The organism is Aliiglaciecola sp. LCG003, assembly GCF_030316135.1.
Classification (GTDB): Bacteria; Pseudomonadota; Gammaproteobacteria; order Enterobacterales; family Alteromonadaceae; genus Aliiglaciecola.
Genome location: NZ_CP128185.1, coordinates 3,516,039 through 3,536,548 on the forward strand (window position 1 = coordinate 3,516,039; position 20,510 = coordinate 3,536,548).

Below are 20,510 nucleotides of genomic sequence, written 5' to 3' on the forward strand. Positions count from 1 at the left end.
AAGACAATATAGGTGAGTGCAAATATCAAAGAAGTGCTAGCCTTGATATAAAAAAGCTGCCGTACAATTGTGTTTATTCTATGTTCGCCAAGTTTAGCCTGTTAGATGAACGGAAAACGCTACACTTTCAACTGGCGCATACCAAATAGCACTAAGAGTAAGCCCAATAAATGCAACCACGAAACCGGCTCACCTAATAGTTGGTTGGATAGAATAATGGTAAATAACGGTCCAACTGTACCAACAATACCGGCTTTACTGGCACCTATGAGTTTGACCCCAACACTGATCATAAAGGATGGGATCAGTGTCATAAATATGGCTATCACCGCCACTCCAGCATAATGACTCGAGGTATATTGAGTCAAATCTTCAACCCCCACGATAGCGGAATGGATCAATAATGTAATACAGGCAGATATCATCGCCAGACACACAAAACGCTGACTGCCAATTTGACGGGAGTAACGCTGGTTTGCCACCATATACCAAGCGGTAAAAATACTGGCAACAAACACCAAGAAACTGCCCCAATAGATTTCATCGCCTGCAAAGGATAAGTCCGCATAAAAGAACACTACAATGCCTGCATAAGACATCAATAGTGCAATCCACAATCTGGGCATGGGCTTTTCTTTTAAAAATAACCAACTAAATAAAATCGCAATGGCCGGATAACAAAACAGAATGATCCGTTCCAAACCAGCGGTAATATACTGTAAGCCGAGCAAGTCCAAATAGCTGGCAATATGATAACAAGCAATACCGGCCAAAATGCAGCCCAATAACTCTTTGGCACTCAAGGTGCCCCACCCTGACTTTTTCAGCGACCACAATAAAATCGCAGTGTAAAAGGGTAAAACAAATAACATGCGCAGCGTTTGCAATTCGAGGGAGCCGATGCCTAATTGATAAAGATATTTGACCATAATCGCTTTACTGGAAAACAGGATCGTTCCCAATACCACTAAAATGGTACCTTTGTTTAAACTAAACATGTCGCCCTTAGTGTGAAGTTAGGGTGTAGAAGTCTTTGGAATGATGTAAACGACGTTGGTTATCCACAATCAGCACATCATAACCTGGCGTTCGATTGATTAGATCAATGCCTTGTTGTACCCCCATCACAAATACTGCTGTGGAAAGCGCATCATTCAAAGTGCTGTCTGGACCAATGATAGTCACACTTTGCACTTCGTAAACTGACTTACCACTTTTGGGGGATAGAATGTGATGATAACGCTGGCCATCTTGCTCAAAATATCGCTCATAATCTCCTGAGGTAGACATGGCGATGTTTTCCAAAGGCAAAATAACCGCTTGTTTGTCTTTGTTACGTGGGTCTCTAATGCCCACTGTCCATGGTCTTCCGCGCCTGTCGCCTAGCAACCCAGTGTCTCCGCCCGCAGTGACTAGCGCATGCTCGATTCCCATGCTCTTCAATATGGATAAAGCATTGTCAACCCCATGACCTTTGGCAATACCCCCTAAATCAATTTTCACTTTGGGATGGGAAAAATAGATAGTCTGATTGGCAGTATCTAAGCGTATGTGGCAATAATTAACGGCTTCAAGAAGCTGATTGATAGTTTCTTGGTCTGGTTTCTGATTTTGCCGATAATCGTACAAGTAGCCTACACTGGCAAAGGTAATATCAAAGGCACCTTGCGTTTCTTCAGACAAACCAACCGACAATGTGACTAAATCGAACATCTCTTTTGAAACTTTCACTGGAGAGGCACTAGCCTGACGATTTAATTTGGATAGTTCACTTTGCTCTATGTATGGACTCATCAATTGATTAATACGCTCCATCTCGTCCATTACGGCCGCAACAGCTTGTTCACCAAGCTTGGGATCATCAGACCAAATTTCGGTATGAATATTGGTGCCCATGATGCCTTGGCTATCGGTGTACCATTTAGCCTGAACTTTGACACTCAGCATAATAAATAGGGCACACAATATTGCAAAGCTCGTAAAGGATAGATTTTTGGATCGCGAACTAACCCTAGTCATTCAAACTCAAACCGTATTGGTACAGGGCATTTTTCTTTAACCCATAATGCTCAGCGGTAATGGCAGCCGCTTTTTTCAAGGGCAATTCTTTGATTAAACTTTCGAGTAGGCTTAACGCTTCTTGAGGTAAATCCTCGCCATCAATTTTCACCCCAGCGACCATCAATACGAACTCGCCCCGTTGATGATTCGGATCGTCCAATAACCAAGCCAAAGCATTCTCAGCAGTGTCCGCATAAAAGGTTTCAAATGCCTTGGTAATTTCTTTGGCAATGACAACTTTGCGTTCAGGACCAAGCACCGCAATGATTGCTTCGAGGGTATTCACGATACGACGCGGCGACTCATAGAATACGGTGGTGGCAATTTCAGCTTTCAACAAACCCAAGGTTTGTTGCTTCGCCATTTGTTTAACCGGTAAAAAACCATTGAAGCGAAATTGATCCGTTGCCATACCGGAAGCGCTCATTGCCGCGATGGCTGCGCATGCTCCAGGCACGGGCACAACTGTCACCCCAGCCTGTCGGCATTGGTTAACTAAGCTGTATCCTGGATCACTAATTAAGGGCGTCCCTGCATCAGAAATCAACGCCACATTTGAACCTTTAAGTAAATGTTCAATCAATTGTTTAGCCCGTTGAGATTCATTATGATCATGTAACGATGTCATTCTCGTTTTGATATCATAGTGCTGCAGCAGTTTTTGACTGTGCCTAGTATCTTCAGCAGCGACGATATCAACTTGGTTGAGAATGCTAATTGCACGCAGGGTTATGTCGTCTAAATGACCAATTGGGGTTGCAACGATAAATAATGTACCAGTTTCTGTCACTTAGGGTCAGCCTTTGATTGTTTTACTGCATAAGGCATTTTAAACTACCTGAAAGCAAATAGGTTGGAATTTTTGAGAACATACATGCATAAGTTGAAGTGGAGCGTAATTTGTTTATCGTCGATACTGATAGTAGGTTGTGGCTCTACCCCGAAGAAAACCAGCCAAGAAGTAGTCATCGACAACCAGCCTTCGCAAACTGACAATCTGCAGCCGGAATCAATTAACGATCCCGACTACTATTTACAACAAGCTGAACTTGCCGATCGCAATGAAGGCGATAAACACCGTCGCAATCAATATATATTGCAAGCTGCTGAGGCATACCAACAACTTGGTGCATGCCAGCAAACAACTAAAATCGTGCAATTGGCAGAGCCCCAAATACAAGATGTCGAGTTACATAACTTGGCCTATGTACTGCTAGCTGAGTGCCTATTAGAAGCACCGAAAGTAGATTATAAAACCCTTGGAATTTACCTGCCTCAGATCAACCCTGAATTGGGTCAGACGCAACGGGTGATCGATATTCAAAGTCGTTATTATATTCACACCAAACAGTGGTTGAGCGCCGCAAAAAGTAAAGTCCGCTATTTTAACAATACACCAGAAGACTCTGAAACCATTTGGTACCTGCTGCAAAATTTGTCTGAAGCCGAACTTGAAACCGCTCGCTTACGAGCACCTGAGCTTACCCCTTGGGTGCAACTTAGTCTGATAGTGCAACGCTACGGCTTACAGGCAGACAAACTACAAATCGCGGTGCAAGAATGGCAACAACGTTTTGCTGGACATCCGCTGTCTGAACATTTGCCAGAGGAAATTTCTGTGGCCATGCAAACCCTTGCTCTAAAACAACAAAAAATTGCAGTTTTATTGCCGCTAAGTGGTCGCTTTGTACAGCAGGGTCTGGCTATTAAAGAAGGGGTTATAGCCGCTTATTTAGCCCAGACAAAGCAACTAGAAATGAATGCAGATGTACCCTACCCAGCAGTGCGATTTTTTGACTCTCAGAGCATCGAGATCAATGAATTAGTTGCACAGACGGCTGATTTTGATGTGGTTATCGGCCCTCTTATGAAGGATAAACTAAGTGAGTTCAGTGCTCTGGCTGACAAAGGCTTGAACATTGTAGGGCTGAATCGATTAGATATTGAAGACACGCCGCCAGTGGAGCTTTCGTCTGCACTGCCATCATCGTCTGAGCTTTTGCCGAACCCGCCCCAGCCAATAAAACCTGGCTTGCGTGTTTATTTCGCCTTGTCACCAGAAGATGAAGCGGTGCAAATCGCACTAAAAGTATTTAACAGTGGTGCCAGGCACCCTATTGTTATTTCTCAAGAAAATGGCGCTGGCCGTAGAATGGCAGACACTTTCTTACAAAGTTGGTTGTCCTTATCTAGTGATAATTCGCCAGCTAATCTTGCGACCTTTAATGACAATAAAAGTATGCGAACCAGTTTGACTGGACTATTAGATGTAGCACAAAGCAAAGATCGAATCGATCAAATAGAGGGCCTCACCAGTCACCAAATCTATGCGGTACCTAGAAATCGCCGCGACGTTGATGCCATTATATTATTTTCCACTCCTGAACAAACAGAGTTACTAAATCCTATTGTGGAAGCTAGTTTAAGTCCCTTCAATGATAAAAGCGTGCCCGTTTATGCGTCATCACGTAGTTTTAGCCAAAACTTTAGCAACAACAGCTTGCGAGACTTACGCAATATGATTTTTTCAGATATGCCATGGATGTTACCCAGCAATAACAATCTTGCACTACATCAAGAAGTAGAGCAGATCTGGCCACAACGAGATGACACATTAAAGAGATTGTTTGCGTTAGGGTACGATTCATTAAATATCTTACCTGAGTTGGCAGCTTTAAGTGTCCTGCCGCAGGTCAGCCAAAAGGGCCTGACAGGCTCATTATCAGTGGATTCTAAGGGCAATATTTTGCGCCAACTTCCTTTTGGTAAAATTACAGAAAACGAGGTTATTCTGCTTGCAATGGATTAAGCAAAGCCTATCACGGGTAACTGGGCAACAAGCTGAAAATCGCGCTCGGCAATACCTGATGGAACATGGTTTGCTATTCCATTCCAGCAATTATCAATGCCGAACAGGTGAGATTGATCTAATAATGAAAAATGGTTCTGAATGGGTTTTTGTCGAGGTAAAATACCGCAAAAATACTGAGCATGGTCATGCGGCTGAATATTTTCATGCTGCAAAAAGAAAAAAATTCACTTTGGCGATGAAACATTTTATGCATAATCACGATCTTAACCCAGCAATGGTGGCACACCGAATCGACTTGGTTGCTATAGATGGTGATGACATTCAATGGTATAAGAGTGTGTAAATCACGCTAAACTATCCGCCATAAGTTACACATTACAATAATTACTGAGACAGCCATGATTGAACAAATTAAAGCTAACTTTACTGAAAGTATCCAAACCAAAATAGCCGCAGGTGAAGTGCTACCTGAATCTATTTTTCGCGCTTCACAAATGATGGTTGAAGCCCTGATCCGCGGTAATAAAATACTGTCTTGCGGAAATGGCGGCTCTGCAGGCGATGCACAACACTTTTCGTCAGAAATGTTGAATCGTTACGAGCGAGATCGCCCCAGTTTGCCCGCAATGGCGTTGACCACAGATACGTCAACACTCACATCCATTGCCAATGACTATAGCTATGATGAGATATTTTCAAAGCAAGTCAGAGCCTTAGGCCAAGCCGGTGACATATTATTGGCCATATCTACTAGTGGAAACTCTCGGAATGTAATTTGCGCAATGGAAGCGGCATTAAGCCGAGATATGACTATTGTTGCCCTAACCGGGAAAGACGGCGGTGAAATGGCTGGTTTGCTCGGCCCCAATGATGTGGAGATCAGAGTGCCTTCGAGCCGCACTGCTCGTATACAAGAAGTGCATCTACTGGTGATACACAACCTATGCGAATGCATAGACGATAGCCTCTTTCCCGAACAAGCCCCGGAGTAACAAATAATGTTCCAGCTCAAACGCCACTATGTAATTATCATTGTAACGCTATTATGCGTGCTACAAGGTTGCGCTGCACTAGTGGTCGGGGCTGGCGTAGGGGCTGCATCTGCGGCCCACGATAGGCGTACATTAGGCACTCAGGTGGATGACAAAACAGCGGCAGCGCGGCTATCTAACGCAATCACCAAGAATACGAAATTAGAGAAAGCCAATATTAACATTACCGTTTTTAACGGGGTAGCATTATTAGTTGGCCAAGCGCCTGAGCAAGCTATGTTAACTGAGATTTCAACAACCGCTCAGGGTGTGAAAAATTTAGTTAAAGTACATAATCAAGTCCGCATCGGTAATGTCATTCCTGCCAGTGTTTCGGCAAATGATCTGTGGGTAGAAGGTAAGGTTAAGACTGCCTTAATTGGCGACAAGCGTATAGACGGATTACACATCAAAGTTGTAGTAGAAGACTCCGAGGTCTTTTTAATGGGCTTAGTAAAAAATAATGAGGCGGATATTGCCGTAGACATTGCCCGAAATGTCAGCGGAGTTGCCCGTGTCATCAAAGTATTCGAATCACTTTAAGATTGAAGTAGCCTAACCTAGTTTGCGCTCTTTTATAGCCTTAGTAGCAAAAGAAGAAGAATTTTGGCCCTAGCAAGTCGTTCTATATTTACCTACTGGCGCAATTTATTTATTACTGCGGTGACTATCCCATTTATGTTAGTTACTGTGGTTTTAGTCAGCCAAATCGCTGAAGTAAGCTCTCAAGCAAAATTAGATTTGCTGCAGGAAAAAGCTCGGAGCAACCTACATAAAGCCGAAAGCGTGTTGTTGCAGTTCATCAACATCGCCTATCAGGCCGCGGACATCGTCTCACACAGCCAACTAGATACCAGTCAATACTCAGGACTGCTCCCTCGACTCGAGGCATTGCGCACACGTTTTAATGTCATAGATAGTATTATTCTGTTAGCGCCAAATTCGAAACCTCAGCCCCTATTAACGTCCACGACAAATTTAAAGCAACTGATACACCATTTAAACCCTATAAACCCTATAAACCCAGAAAAAGCCTCACTGCTCACAGTTGAACAGCAAACATTCATTCTGATTAATGTTGCCGCTGATTTACACTCTGATGCAACCAAGGGCGACAATGCTCAATTACTGATTATTATCCCGTTGCAAGCACTTGTTGACCATCTGGTTGTTGCAGAAGGTGAACATGTAAGCATAGTGAATGAAGGAGTTTTAACCCGATCGTCTATACAACCGCCTACAGATGATGAGTGGCAACATGTTAGCTTACCTTTGGGAGAATTAGGTCCGTCTATCAACATTGTCTATTCGTTACATATGGCAGAAAGTGCGGTCCCTTTAAATACAGCTTTGTCATCCGTACTAGTGCTGATGATTGCCATTTTAATCCCATCGATAATAATTGCCGTTTTAATGTCGAGTAAGATTGTTAAACCCTTACGTTCTCTCAATTATCTAGTCAAGCAGTATGCCAACGGTGTATTTGATGCCCATATACAGCCAACTCAGTTTAATGAGCTGAATGATTTAACTCGTTTCTTGCTAGATATGGCTCGCAAAGTTGAGAAAGCCAACCTTACTTTGCAGCAGCGAGTGAAGACTCGTACTCACGAATTAGAACAAGCAAATACTGAATTGCGCACTGCCTTAGAAACCCTTAGTGAGATGCAACAACACGCCATTGAAAGTGAAAAAATGTCTTCGCTAGGAAGATTGGTGGCTGGGATTGCTCATGAAATAAACACCCCACTTGGGGTGGCGGTCACCGCCAGTACTAGCTTAGAGAGGTTTGTGAATCAACTTGCCACTAAGTTTAAGGAAAACTCACTCACCCGCTCTTATATGCAAAGACACATGCAGGATACCAGCGAGTCATGTACCATTTTGATTGCTAATCTGCAACGGGCAGCAGAGATGATTCATAACTTTAAGGAAGTGGCGGTAGATCAAAGCTCAGAGGGTTTAAGGGATTTTAATTTAGCCTTTTACGTTGAAGAAGTGCTGATGACGGTGAAACCTAAATTTGTCGGGTATAACCTAACATGTACCCAAAGCATTGATGAGAATATCGATATCCACGGATACCCAGGCGCGATTGCACAAATCATTACCAATCTAGTGGAAAATAGCTTACTACATGGTTTTGAGCGAAATAAGCAACATTCTATACAACTTAATGCAACCTTAAATAAACAGCAGTCAATAGTGTTGACCTATCGTGATAATGGTAAAGGGCTAAGTGATCAAGTTCGTGAGAATATATTCGAACCCTTTTTCACCACTACCCGGTCAGAAGGTGGGTCGGGCTTGGGGATGCACATAGTGTTTAATTTGGTTACGCAAAAGCTCAAAGGAAGCATAGTCATCGGCAAGCCTGAAGAGGGTGTAGAGTTTATCATGACGTTTCCCACCCAGCAGGATTAAGCCTAGTTCGCTATTGCTTACTATTTAACAGTACCGGCTAAGAATAGTAGTTACTATTATAGTGGGCAGTTATTCCAAAGCCTTTATTAGGTTGATTTACGCACCTAATATCGACTTTCCTGCTATTTTGTCGATACCCTTTATAGCCTTCACCGCAGATCGTGATTACCGACCTCATTCTCAATTCACTAATGTGTTAACCCACCTATCACTAAATCAGTTGTTTGGGGAATGAGCTCATATCTTTATTTAGCCATTTGGCGTCGAACAAGAGTTCATCAACTTTAGATTGTGCTGCGCTTATCTGACTTGTAGACATCTTTTCAAACAACCTGAAATAATTTGCGTTGATGTGGGCTTTTTCCTCATCCAGCGCACTGTATAGTCCTTGCCAAACTGCCGCTTTTATCAAATCGTTTTTGGCCAAATAATAACCCACATAAAATTCATAAACTGACGGTTGGATGTCGGCTATGACCGAGGCTTTTTGTAGAGCCAAACGAGCAAACTCTAGCCCTTTTTCCATATCATTTTCGGCAGCATCGGCCATCAAGGCGACGTAAATGTCTACGTGGACTTCTTTCGCGTCTTGAAAACCATTTTCCATTGACTCCCAATTATCTTGCCGCTGGGAGTGACTCCATAACCATAAATTCACTTCAGGGCGAGACATTTTTACCGTGCTATTGACTAGCTTTTTCTGTAATGCCGGTATTTGTTGGATAGTGGTGACCTGCGATTGCTTGTCTGATTTGTTGCGCACAGACTGAGAAATGTGCGCATCCTCAAGACAGGTTTTATAGCTATCTAAAGATCTTAAAGCTAGATAGGTATTTATGGAGGTAAGCTGTTCTCTTTGCTTCGCCAAGTCGCGTATAACATCATTACGAGGAATTGAGCACAACGCCCCCGAATGGGTAAAGTCACATATATCTTGATAACGATCACAGATTTTCCAAATCGAATCATCTGCCACATTTTGTTCTTCACAACCGACTAAAACTAATGTTAAGAGGCACAGCCAAGATCGCATAGATTTTTCCTAATTAACTAAATTCACTTTACCAAGTTAATTTAACAAATAAAAAAGGCGCTGTGCAGCGCCTTTTCATTATTTAACAACCGTAAGGTTGGGTGGCCCCTTCTTATTCGGTTTTTTCGGAGACTCAACACTGGGTGTTTCGCCTTCCACTTCCGATAATTCATCTTCTATTGTGAAGACGGTTCCGGCTCCATTTTCTTTGGCATAAATCGCTAATACCGCTAAACAGGGAACCACTAACTTCCGTGGCACTCCGCCAAAACGTGCATCAAACGAAATCTCTTCAATGCCTAACTTCAAGTTTGTACAAGCGTCTGGGGAAACGTTAAGTACGATTTGCCCATCTTTCACAAACTCTTGTGGCACTGAAGTACCCGGCACAGTTGCATCAACGACTAGATATGGCGTGAGATAATTGTCTACTAACCAATCATAGTAAGCTTTGATGATATAAGGCTGCTGAGATGTCATCATTTTAAAACATGCTCCACTTAAAGTGGATCGTGTATTTCCCGTTCTTGATCCGTTAACGAGGCTTTGAATGAACTACGGTCAAAAATGCGCTTCATATAAGCATGCACTTCTTTGCTGCCTGTACCGGTAAGTTGAATATTTAAAGCCGGCAATCTCCACAGTAATGGAGCAAGATAACAATCTACCAAACTAAACTCTTCACTCATAAAGAACGGTGTTTCTGCAAACAACGGCGCTAAACTCAACAAGGCTTCACGCAATTCATTACGTAATGCATCTAAATCGCCTTTACCAGACATAATGCTATCCGCAATTGAATACCAATCTTGCTCAATTCTGTGCATCATCAAACGGCTTTGTCCCCGTGAAACCGGGTAAACAGGCATTAATGGCGGATGCGGAAAACGCTCATCCAAATATTCCATAATGATGTGTGATTTGTACAATACTAATTCGCGATCTACTAAAGTGGGAACCGTTCCATATGGATTCAAATCTAGCAAATCTTCTGGTAAGTTGGTTGGTTCAGTATAGCTGATTTCAACCCCTACCCCTTTTTCTGCAAGCACAATGCGTACTTGGTGACTGTAAATATCACTCGTGTCAGAGAACAACGTCATTATTGAACGTTTATTCGCGGCTACAGCCATTAACTATCCTCCAGAATCAACAATATAGAACAACCAAATTAGTCTGTTTGTAACTTAAGATGATTGAATGCTCGTAACATTAAATATTACCAGCCGATTAAAAAAAGGGGCAGATTCGCCCCTTTTCGGATTATACCTGATTTTTTGGCGAATTAGTGCACATCACGCCAATATTCTTTTTTCAGTAAGTAAACGAAAATGAATAACACCACAATAAAGGCTAAAACCCATTTGCCAATGGCTTCCAATTTCAACCGACCAGGCTCACCTACATAAACTAAGTAGTTAACCAAGTCGAGTACCGCTGCATCATATTCTTCAGGACTTAACTCACCTTTTCCGTCAGTTTTAATGCCTACGTATACTTGCTTCATTTCACCATCGATCATACGCTCTTCATGGGTCTCTCTTGGAGTCCCTTGCAGTTCCTGCAACACATGAGGCATACCAACGTTAGGAAAACGCTTGTTGTTCACTCCAAAGGTTTTACTCTCATCTACGTAAAAGGTACGCAAGTAAGTATATAACCAATCAGCGCCACGAACACGGGACACTAAGGTTAGATCAGGTGGCGGTGCACCGAACCAAGTTGCAGCACTCGTTGCCGGGATTGCACTTTGGATATGATCTGAAACTTTTTCACCGGTGAATTGCAGGTGTTTTTGTCCTAGCTCCAACGGAATGTCCAAGTCAACAAAACTGCGCTGATAGCGCTGATACTGCATGTTATGACAACCTAAGCAGTAATTGTTGAACATCTTAGCGCCGTTTTGCAGGGAAGCTTTATCGGTTAAATCGATGTTAGCCTTATCGTTCGGAAAATCTTCCCCCCCGGCTGCAAAAACAGAGCTTGAAAACAGGAAGCATAAAATAAACGTTAACTTCTTCATTTTGTGATCCTCTCTGGAACAGGCTTAGTCTTTTCATTTTTACTGTAAATAAACAATAGAACAAAGAAACCAAAGTACATGATAGTAGCGATTTGTGACGCAACAATTTTCCAGTTTTCCTGTGGTGTACCACCTAGATACCCTAAGAAAATAAACACCACTGAAAATATAATCAGGTTCCATCTGTGGAAGCCACAACGATAGCGCCATGATTTAACTCTGCCACGGTCAATCCAAGGTAGTAAGAACAACGCAACAATAGCTGCAAACATCATAATTACGCCACCCAATTTATCGGGTATGGCTTTCAAAATCGCGTAAAACGGTGTGAAGTACCACACAGGAAAAATGTGCGCAGGTGTCTTCAATGGATTAGCCACTTCGAAGTTTGGTCCTTCCAAGAAATATCCGCCCATTGCTGGCGCAAAGAACATTACATAGCTGAACAACGCAAGGAATACACAGAAGGCAACTAAATCTTTCAGCACTATGTGCGGGAAGAAAGGTACAACGTCATCGATAATGTCGTACTTGTCGGTGTAATACTCATGCATTTTAAACTTGGTTTTTTGCTCTTCTGTCAATGAACCTTTTTTACGTTTCACTTCCACGCCATCAGGGTTATTTGAACCAACTTCATGCAAAGCAACTATGTGTAAAAACACTAGTATGACTATCACTAAAGGCAAAGCGATTACGTGCAAAGCAAAAAATCTGTTTAAGGTCGCACCCGAGATAACATAGTCACCTTGGATCCATTCAACTAGATCTGGGCCTATGACTGGAATAGCACTGAATAGAGATACAATTACTTGTGCGCCCCAATAAGACATTTGCCCCCAAGGTAACACATAGCCCATAAAGGCTTCAGCCATCAAGGCTAAGTAGATAAACATACCGAACAACCACAGTAACTCGCGTGGTTTTTGGTAAGAGCCGTACATCATGCCGCGGAACATATGCAGATACACAACGATAAAGAACGCCGATGCGCCTGTGGAATGCATGTAGCGCAGTATATCGCCATAAGGTACATCTCGCATGATGTATTCAACTGAAGCAAAGGCGCCTTCAGCGGTAGGGACAAAGTTCATGGTTAACCAAACACCAGTCACTATTTGGTTAATTAAAACGATAGTCGCCAAAAAACCAAATATGTACCAGAAGTTCATGTTCTTCGGCGCGGGGTACTGGATGGCGTGCATATTAGCAACGCGCATCATTGGAATACGATATTCGATCCAATCTAATAGATTTTTAAACATCTTAAGCTGTCTCCCCTTCGCCCAACGAACCGATGATAACAGTGCCATCATCTACAAAGAAATAAGGTGGTACTTGCAAATTCAGTGGTGCTGGGACATTTTCAAAAACCCGGCCAGCCATATCAAATTTGGAACCATGACATGGGCAGAAGAAGCCCTCTGGCACGCCTTCAACGTACTTAGCGAAATCCCCATCGGCTAAATGCTGCGGTGAACAGCCTAAGTGGGTACAGATTCCGACCAAAATCAGATATTCTTCTTTTAATGAGCGGTAATAGTTTTTCGCAAATGGAGGTTGTTGTTCAGTTTCTGAGTTCGGATCTTTTAACTGGTCATCATGATTTTTCAACGAAGCCAACAATTCTGGAGTTCGTCTACTTACCCACACAGGCTTACTTCGCCAGATAACACGGATCAGCTGTCCAGGCTCGATTTTACTAATATCAATTTCGACATCAGCACCAGCAGCCTTAGCTTTTTCGCTTGGGTTCCATGAACCTATAAAAGGTATTGCGACACCAACAACACCAGCCGCACCAACAACTGACGTAGCTACCGTCAAAAAACGGCGCCTAGGGTTGTCTTGAGGTTGGTTACCATTCAAAGACGAATCATTCGCATCATCTGACACATTGCTCATCCACTTTTCTCCAAGTTCGGATTTAGTGATACTTCTTGAGCGTAACAAGTCGCTTTGATAGAGATTCTCTATCGGCAAACTAGCACAAGAAATGACGGTTTTCTAATAACACGAAATGATAAAAGAAAACCCCTATTAAAGACAAGGATTTACACAAATAAAGCGTGGTTTTATAAGAATAATTTTAAATCCATAGGATTTAGACGGTAAAGCACCATTATTGCGGATAAATGTTAAGCAATAAAAAACCCGGACAAGCCGGGTTTTTGAAATAGATTGGTAACGCCAACAATTAACGTTTTGAGAATTGAGGACGCTTACGTGCTTTATGAAGACCAACTTTCTTACGCTCAACTTTACGTGCATCACGAGTTACAAACCCGGCTTTACGTAATGCTGGACGAAGTGTCTCGTCATATTCCATCAAAGCACGTGTAATGCCGTGACGAATTGCACCAGCTTGACCACTGATACCACCACCAGCGACGGTGACGTATAGGTCAAACTTTTCAGTCAATTCAACAAGCTCTAGCGGTTGACGCACGATCATACGTGCAGTCTCGCGACCAAAAAACTCGTCTAGAGGACGTTTGTTAACAACAATGTTACCACTACCAGGGCGAAGAAAAACGCGAGCGGTAGAGCTTTTGCGACGGCCAGTGCCGTAGTATTGAGTATCTGCCATTTTCTCGCTCCTTAAATGTCTAGAACTTGAGGCTGTTGAGCAGCATGTGAATGCTCAGTACCAGCGTACACTTTCATTTTGCGGAACATAGCACGTCCAAGAGGACCTTTAGGCAACATACCTTTTACCGCTTTCTCTATGATCAGTTCAGGCTTATGTGCTTGAAGCTTCTCAAACGTTGTTTCTTTCAAACCACCAACATAACCGGTGTAAGAATAATATTTTTTATCCTTAGCTTTACGGCCTGTCACAGTGATTTTCTCAGCGTTTATAACGATGATGTAATCACCAGTATCAACGTGAGGTGTATATTCTGGCTTATGCTTACCACGCAAACGAAGCGCAATTTCAGTGGCCAAACGACCAAGTGTTTTGTCTGCAGCGTCAACTACATACCAGTCGCGTTTTACCGTCTCTGGCTTTGCAACAAAAGTTTTCATTATTAAATACCCGATATCTCGAAATTGTTACCTATTGTCTTCTGCTTGGTCAAGTACGCTAAAAACGACTGTATCCCATTCCAGAAAACCTCTAAAATCAAACCTATGACCCCTTCGAGTCGAATGATTCTTCCACTTTCCCAAAGTGGGCGTAACTGGGCAGGGCGCGAATTATACAGAAGTTTGGATAAAACGCGAGAGCAAAATTAAAAATTCAGCTTATTTGTAGCACCTTTTTTAGCCACTCTCGTACTAAAGGGGTATTTAATAATTTTAATTGCTTATAGTTTATCTCGTCAGCACCTTGTATATTTACTCAATCTTTAGCTATTAGTTAGCTCAACATCAACTTTAAACCAGTGGAATAGGCCTGTGTATTATATTCGTTTTTCATTAATTATGTTGCTCGTCATTCATAGTCATTTAGCTCATGCTGAAACCTTAAGAGCACAAGAACAACAACGTATTAAGCAGGCTGTGTCTGTTGCCCAAGCAAATGGCGAAGCCCGTATTATCGGCGGATCTGATGCCCAGCTCGGTGACTACCCATTTATGTCTGCACTGGTTTCTGTTGGTCAACAAGTGACTACCACAGCAAGGGTTAACGAACAGACTTACAGTTCAACTGATTTTTTATTTTCGCCCTTAGGCGAAGTGGAAGGACTGCTTAGTTCCTGCGGGCTTGCGGGTGAGATTTGTACTAACGTGCAGGGCCGGATCTGTCTCATCGAGCGAGGGACTTTCACCTTTGCAGAAAAAGCCCTAAATTGTCAAGCCGGTGGTGGAATTGGCGCTATCATTTACAATAATGTTGCGGGTGAAATCACCAGTGGCACCTTAGGAAATGACTTCGACGGCACTATCCCAGTTGTTGGCGTATCGCAACTAAGTGGTGAAGCGCTGATTCAACTTTCTTCTCCATCAGCTTCAATAAGTGTCCAGTTGGCTGGAGGTTCAACCCAAAACGCCTCATGTGGAGCTACCTTCTTAGGTGATAAATGGGTACTCACCGCCGCGCACTGTGTTGACTCCCCTTTTGCAGATCAATTGCGGGTTAACGTCGGCGAATATGATTTAAGCAATGGCGCCGATGACGCGGTCACCATTAAGCGGATTTACACACATCCTAATTATGATGAAAATACTTTCGATAGTGATGTGGCACTCATCGAACTTACTCGCAGTGTTGACGCTCCAGCAATACAGTTAGCTGACGCGCAAACCACCATTCAATTTGCTAATAATAACACAGTTGCAAAATCAATTGGCTGGGGTGGGCGAATTGCCTATGCACCCGATGAAGGTCCGACTGGCGACTTCCCTGATATTTTGCAAGAAGTCGAGTTACCCATACTTAGCAATAACCAATGCCGACAGGCGTTTTCTCAGTCGCAGAACATATCTGCTAGCGCCACTGGCATAACCGACAATATGATTTGTGCTGCAGTTGATTTGGGTGGCAGAAGTGCCTGCCAAGGAGATAGTGGTGGCCCGCTATTTGTTGAGTCTAACAGCGGCCCTTTGCAAGTGGGTATTACAAGTTGGGGAATTGGTTGTGCAGCCTCTGGTTACCCTGGTGTCTACGCTCGCGTAGGCGAATTGTTGGGTTTTATTAATGCAACCCGTTTTGGGATGGGCATAAATGGCCAGGCTAATTTTAATAATTCCCCAGTGAATAAGGCCCATACCCAGACCTATAAGGTGACGAATAACTCTTCTTCTATCATTTCACCTACTTTTAGCTTAAGCAACACCGCAGATTTCAGCCTAGACAATAGCAATTGCCTAACCTTAGCAACTGAGCAAAGTTGCGACCTGTTAGTGACCTTGCTAACAAGCACTGCGGGTCTAAAGCAAACACGAATTAACTTAACCTCTGATGTGTCTGACATACCCACCAATGGCATAGACATCTCCGCCTTTGCACTTCCTAGTGCAAGCTCACTGGCAAGCGCAGCAGGAAGCATTAATACTGCAGTAGAATATTTTAGTGGCGGGGACAGTGTTTGGCGTGTCAACACCGGTGGCGGAGTGCGCAGTGGCATTATAGGTGGCTCCCAGTCCAGTATTTTACTCGCATCTATACAGGGTGAAGGAAGCCTAAGTTTTGAATGGTCAGTTTCATCAGAAGAAAATGTTGACGAACCCACAGAGCCTTTCGACGCCCTCTATTTAATCGTTAACGGAGAAGAAATTGACTTCATCTCTGGGGAAGTGGCCTTTGCCAGAAAAACTGTTGAGTTGCCAGAGGGCGATAACTTAGTCGAATGGACATATCGCAAAGATCAAAATACAACGGCTGGAGATGACCAAGCACTAGTGAGAAACATAAGCTTCACAGGGGTAAATCAAACCGACCCAGTCATGCTCCCGACACCAATTGAATCATCATCTGGTGGTGGCTCAAGTATTTGGATAATGTTTTTGTGTATGTTGATAGTGCCATTTAGAAAAAGCTTCGATTAGCATGACTATCAGACCTGTGTAGCTCTATGCCTTAGCAGCGCTGATAACACGGGTCTGGCTTTTTTAACCACCTCAGCTAATACACCACACGAGTTAAGCATGGCTTGATGCGATTAGGCTTTCGACGCTGAATATTCTAATAAACGTCGAATGCGCTGCTGTAAATTGCTGCTTTTGAAAGGCTTTGCCACTACATCATCGATACCAACGTTTTTAGCATACTCCAGCACCTCTGAGTTTATTTCAGAGGTAACCAGCAAAAAAGGTATTTCTTTGAAAAGCTTGCGAAAATGAGTGTATAACTCCAGACCATTAATCAGGGGCATTTTCCAATCACAGATTACAACATCAATTTCGGTAGATTTTATATTTTGAAGGTAGGTGTAAGCGTCAACCCCATTTGCAAAGGTAGTGCAACTTATACTGTCCATATCCGTCACTACATTGAGTAGCAGTTCTAGACTAATAGGGTCGTCATCAATTATTAACCCATGGTATTTTGACATTTTATAATCTTAACGATGATATAGGAAGGCAACTATACTGTTGTAAAACAAGGGGGAACGCAACTGAAACAATGTATTACAAGACTAAAGTATAACGCTATCGTTTGTGCTGATAGCGGATAGAATTGTGGTCGAGTGCCACTGTTTAGACTAATTATTTTTAAGCTTTTGCCATTCACTTTCCATTTGTTCAAGAGAAGCGTCATTCAACGTAATTGTTGAATTAGCAAAGGCTTGCTCTATTTTGCGAAAACGGCTTTCGAACTTTACATTGGCTTTACGCAAAGCCGTTTCTGCGTCCACGCCCGCGTGGCGGGCAAAATTCACTACTGCAAAAAGTAAATCGCCGACTTCCTCTTCAATACGATTAGGATCATGAACGTGTTGATTAACCTCTTCCATCACTTCGTCAATTTCTTCATGAATTTTGTCAATCACAGGGGAGATTTCAGGCCAATCGAAACCCACTTTTGCACATTGTTTTTGCAGTTTTTGCGCTTTGATCAGCGGTGCCATGCCCTGGGTCAAGTTGGCGAGGATACTATCATCAACTTTTTTGCCCGCTGCCGCTCGTTCTTGCTGCTTGATGGCATCCCAATTTTGCGCGACCTGCTCTACACTCACCTTGGATTGTTGAGCAAAAACGTGTGGGTGACGGCGAATCAGTTTATCCGCAACGGTTTGTGCTATGGCTTCAAAATCAAAATGCTGCTGCTCCTTACCCAATTGTGCATAAAACACAATTTGAAACAACAGATCACCAAGTTCATCTTTCACCTCGTGCATATTACCATTTTCGATAGCATCCGCTACCTCGTAGGCCTCTTCGATGGTGTGCGGCACTATAGATGAAAAGGTCTGCTGCAAATCCCATGGGCAGCCTGTCTCGGGATCACGCAGTTGTTCCATAACCCAGAGTAACCGCTCTGTTTGAATAAAGTTGTTGTTAGGCTGCATATTAACGATCCAACCGCTTCACATCAGACACACCCTTTATCTGTAATAATTTAGCGGTAGTACGAGAAAGGGTATTTAGGTCTTTCATTTCCAGTGAAAGCTTAATCTTAGCCGTATGATCACTAGTGTCACTGATACTATTGACGCCCAGCAAGGCAACTTTTTCGTTGGCCAGTATGGTCGTAATATCACGCAGGATCCCGTCTCTATCGGCGGTATAAACATCCAATTCAGTTTGAAAACTGCCAGCCACTTCACTGGCCCAATTAACATCTATTTCCCGTTCGGGGTGTTGATCGAGCAAATGACTCAATTGCTCGCAACTTGCTCTATGCACGCTAACCCCCCGGCCCATAGTGATATAACCTTGGATGGGATCCCCTGGCAATGGCTGACAACATTTTGCGATCTGGCTCATCAAGTTGCCTACCCCTTCAACCACAATACTATCCTTATTTCCTTTGCGGGGCTTGGCCTTGGTCGTTTTTACCCTAGGGTCAATAGTTGGAGGCGGAGCATCAAGCTGATGTAGGTAGTTGACTACTTGCATGATCCTGATATCGCCACCGCCAACGGCGGCGTATAAATCTTCAACTTGGTTAACGTTAAATCGCTCACAGGCTTTGGTTACCTGTTTCAACGCTAACCCTACCTTGCTGAGCTCTCGTTCCAGTAATTCCTTGCCAGCCTGTTGATTTTTCTCTTTATCTTGCTTTTTGAACCAGGTATGGATTTTGGCTCTGGCGCGAGAAGAATGAACATAGCCTAACCCTGGGTGCATCCAGTCACGACTCGGATTCGGATTTTTACCGGTCAATACTTCCACTTGATCACCGGTTTCTAGCTGATAGGTGAACGGTACGATGCGCCCGCCAATTTTGGCCCCGATGCAGCGATGACCCACATTACTATGGATATAATAAGCAAAATCGAGCGGCGTTGAGCCAAGCGGTAAATCAACAACGTCACCTTTGGGAGTGAATACATATACGCGATCATCAAATACTTGGCTGCGCAACTCTTCTACGATATCGCCTGACTCAGCCACTTCTTCTTGCCACAAGAGTATTTTACGTAACCAATTAATTTTTTCTTCATAAGAAGAGCGTTCAGTACTGACTCCTTCCTTATATTTCCAATGCGCTGCCACCCCTAACTCAGCATCTTGATGCATTTGATGGGTACGAATTTGGATTTCGATCGAGCGGCCTTGAGGGCCAACTACTACACTGTGGATAGATTGGTATCCATTGGGTTTTGGCGTGGCAATATAGTCGTCAAATTCGTTGGGAATATGTTTAAACATCGAATGAACTATACCCAAGGCACTGTAGCAATCTTGTAATCGCTCAGCGATAATTCGCACCGCACGGATATCAAATAATTGTTCGAAGGTTAGGTTCTTTTTCTGCATCTTTTTCCAGATGCTATAAATGTGTTTGGGTCGTCCCTGTACTTGAGCTTTTATCCCGGCATCATCTAACTCTTTTTGCAAGTTAGTCACAAAATCAGCGATGTACTGCTCACGATCGGCACGGCGCTCATCAAGTAGTTGGGCGATTTGTTTGTAGGTTGTAGGATGCAGATAGCGAAAGGATAAATCTTCCAGCTCCCATTTCAACTGACCGATGCCTAAACGATTCGCCAAAGGCGCATAAATATTGGCACACTCACGGGCCACCATCACCCGCAATTCTTCATCTTCGCGCTTGATTCTTTGTAGCGTACAGATACGTTCAGCCAGTTTAATCAGCACGGTACGAACATCTTCGACCATGGCCAATAACATACGACGAATATTATCTATCTGGCTTTCATCGGCGCGTTTCCCAGCCCGAGTGTGTAAGGACTTAATCGCGTCGATACGGCGCACGCCGCTAATTAGGCGCTGAATACCTGCCCCAAACTCTTGTTCGATTTGTTCGTCGTTTAACTCATGCATTTCGCAATATGGGTAGACTAATGAAGCTTGGAGCGTCTCATCATCCATGTTCAATTCCGACAGAATTTCCACCATTTCTTGCCCAATCAACAAGGTTTCTGGAGATTTGGCCGTATTGCGCAATTTTTGCTTGGTGCTATCCGAAAGGCTCAAGCTATCCAACCACTCGTCGAAGGGTGGACGTTGAGGTTGGTGCACTGTTCGAATTGAAACCATATTCAGGTC

20 protein-coding genes are annotated in these 20,510 nt (G+C 43.3%); 6 read left to right on the forward strand and 14 right to left on the reverse strand.

Annotated elements, in window-relative coordinates:
- Positions 1-119: 119 nt before the first annotated feature.
- From QR722_RS15315 to rsmI, 3 genes are all read right to left on the reverse strand, one after another.
- A complete protein-coding gene (locus QR722_RS15315) occupies positions 120-998 on the reverse strand; it encodes a DMT family transporter (protein WP_286283799.1) in 879 nt (292 codons plus the stop codon).
- Between the two features lie 7 nt (positions 999-1,005).
- The gene (locus QR722_RS15320; protein ID WP_286283801.1) at positions 1,006-1,947 is read right to left on the reverse strand and encodes an FAD:protein FMN transferase; all 942 of its coding nucleotides are present in this window, start codon (positions 1,945-1,947) and stop codon (positions 1,006-1,008) included.
- Positions 1,948-2,011: 64 nt separating this feature from the next.
- Entirely contained in the window at positions 2,012-2,851 is an 840-nt protein-coding gene (rsmI, locus tag QR722_RS15325) for a 16S rRNA (cytidine(1402)-2'-O)-methyltransferase (protein ID WP_286283802.1), read from the reverse strand.
- Between the two features lie 84 nt (positions 2,852-2,935).
- On the opposite strand from rsmI, the gene QR722_RS15330 reads away from it, so the two are divergent.
- The 5 genes from QR722_RS15330 (at position 2,936) to QR722_RS15350 (ending at position 8,328) form a co-directional block, all read left to right on the forward strand.
- Positions 2,936-4,870, forward strand: a complete 1,935-nt coding sequence (locus QR722_RS15330; protein WP_286283803.1) for a penicillin-binding protein activator — start codon at positions 2,936-2,938, stop codon at positions 4,868-4,870.
- Positions 4,857-5,216, forward strand: a complete 360-nt coding sequence (locus tag QR722_RS15335) for a YraN family protein (protein WP_286283804.1) — start codon at positions 4,857-4,859, stop codon at positions 5,214-5,216. Before QR722_RS15330 ends, QR722_RS15335 begins: the two co-directional genes overlap by 14 nt.
- A gap of 55 nt (positions 5,217-5,271) precedes the next feature.
- Positions 5,272-5,865, forward strand: coding sequence for a phosphoheptose isomerase (locus QR722_RS15340; protein WP_286283805.1), 594 nt, complete (start codon positions 5,272-5,274; stop codon positions 5,863-5,865).
- Between the two features lie 6 nt (positions 5,866-5,871).
- Entirely contained in the window at positions 5,872-6,447 is a 576-nt protein-coding gene (locus QR722_RS15345; protein WP_286283806.1) for a BON domain-containing protein, read from the forward strand.
- A gap of 63 nt (positions 6,448-6,510) precedes the next feature.
- On the forward strand, positions 6,511-8,328 hold the full coding sequence (locus QR722_RS15350) for a sensor histidine kinase (protein ID WP_286283807.1): 1,818 nt from the start codon (positions 6,511-6,513) through the stop codon (positions 8,326-8,328).
- A gap of 211 nt (positions 8,329-8,539) precedes the next feature.
- On the opposite strand, the gene QR722_RS15355 is transcribed toward QR722_RS15350, so the two are convergent.
- The 8 genes from QR722_RS15355 to rplM all read right to left on the reverse strand — a co-directional run bounded on the left by QR722_RS15355 (position 8,540) and on the right by rplM (position 14,414).
- On the reverse strand, positions 8,540-9,361 hold the full coding sequence (locus QR722_RS15355) for a DUF2989 domain-containing protein (protein ID WP_286283808.1): 822 nt from the start codon (positions 9,359-9,361) through the stop codon (positions 8,540-8,542).
- Positions 9,362-9,439: 78 nt separating this feature from the next.
- Positions 9,440-9,841, reverse strand: a complete 402-nt coding sequence (locus QR722_RS15360; protein WP_286287699.1) for a ClpXP protease specificity-enhancing factor — start codon at positions 9,839-9,841, stop codon at positions 9,440-9,442.
- A 20-nt stretch (positions 9,842-9,861) separates the two neighbouring features.
- The gene (gene sspA, locus QR722_RS15365) at positions 9,862-10,494 is read right to left on the reverse strand and encodes a stringent starvation protein SspA (protein WP_286283809.1); all 633 of its coding nucleotides are present in this window, start codon (positions 10,492-10,494) and stop codon (positions 9,862-9,864) included.
- A gap of 152 nt (positions 10,495-10,646) precedes the next feature.
- On the reverse strand, positions 10,647-11,384 hold the full coding sequence (locus QR722_RS15370) for a cytochrome c1 (RefSeq protein WP_286283810.1): 738 nt from the start codon (positions 11,382-11,384) through the stop codon (positions 10,647-10,649).
- Entirely contained in the window at positions 11,381-12,649 is a 1,269-nt protein-coding gene (locus tag QR722_RS15375) for a cytochrome b (protein WP_286283811.1), read from the reverse strand. Before QR722_RS15375 ends, QR722_RS15370 begins: the two co-directional genes overlap by 4 nt.
- A 1-nt stretch (position 12,650) precedes the next feature.
- Entirely contained in the window at positions 12,651-13,289 is a 639-nt protein-coding gene (gene petA, locus QR722_RS15380) for a ubiquinol-cytochrome c reductase iron-sulfur subunit (protein WP_286283812.1), read from the reverse strand.
- A gap of 292 nt (positions 13,290-13,581) precedes the next feature.
- A complete protein-coding gene (gene rpsI, locus QR722_RS15385; RefSeq protein ID WP_286283813.1) occupies positions 13,582-13,974 on the reverse strand; it encodes a 30S ribosomal protein S9 in 393 nt (130 codons plus the stop codon).
- An 11-nt stretch (positions 13,975-13,985) separates the two neighbouring features.
- The gene (gene rplM / locus QR722_RS15390; protein WP_286283814.1) at positions 13,986-14,414 is read right to left on the reverse strand and encodes a 50S ribosomal protein L13; all 429 of its coding nucleotides are present in this window, start codon (positions 14,412-14,414) and stop codon (positions 13,986-13,988) included.
- A gap of 372 nt (positions 14,415-14,786) precedes the next feature.
- Between rplM and QR722_RS15395 the strand changes: the two genes are divergently transcribed.
- Positions 14,787-16,880 (forward strand): trypsin-like serine protease, encoded by a 2,094-nt coding sequence (locus QR722_RS15395; RefSeq protein WP_286283815.1) that lies wholly within the window; start codon positions 14,787-14,789, stop codon positions 16,878-16,880.
- A gap of 113 nt (positions 16,881-16,993) precedes the next feature.
- Here QR722_RS15395 and QR722_RS15400 read toward each other — a convergent pair whose 3' ends face one another.
- The 3 genes from QR722_RS15400 to relA all read right to left on the reverse strand — a co-directional run bounded on the left by QR722_RS15400 (position 16,994) and on the right by relA (position 20,501).
- A complete protein-coding gene (locus QR722_RS15400) occupies positions 16,994-17,386 on the reverse strand; it encodes a response regulator (RefSeq protein WP_286283816.1) in 393 nt (130 codons plus the stop codon).
- Positions 17,387-17,536: 150 nt separating this feature from the next.
- The gene (mazG, locus tag QR722_RS15405; RefSeq protein WP_286283817.1) at positions 17,537-18,343 is read right to left on the reverse strand and encodes a nucleoside triphosphate pyrophosphohydrolase; all 807 of its coding nucleotides are present in this window, start codon (positions 18,341-18,343) and stop codon (positions 17,537-17,539) included.
- 1 nt (position 18,344) lies between these two features.
- Positions 18,345-20,501, reverse strand: coding sequence for a GTP diphosphokinase (relA, locus tag QR722_RS15410; RefSeq protein ID WP_286283818.1), 2,157 nt, complete (start codon positions 20,499-20,501; stop codon positions 18,345-18,347).
- Between the last annotated feature and the right edge of the window lie 9 nt (positions 20,502-20,510).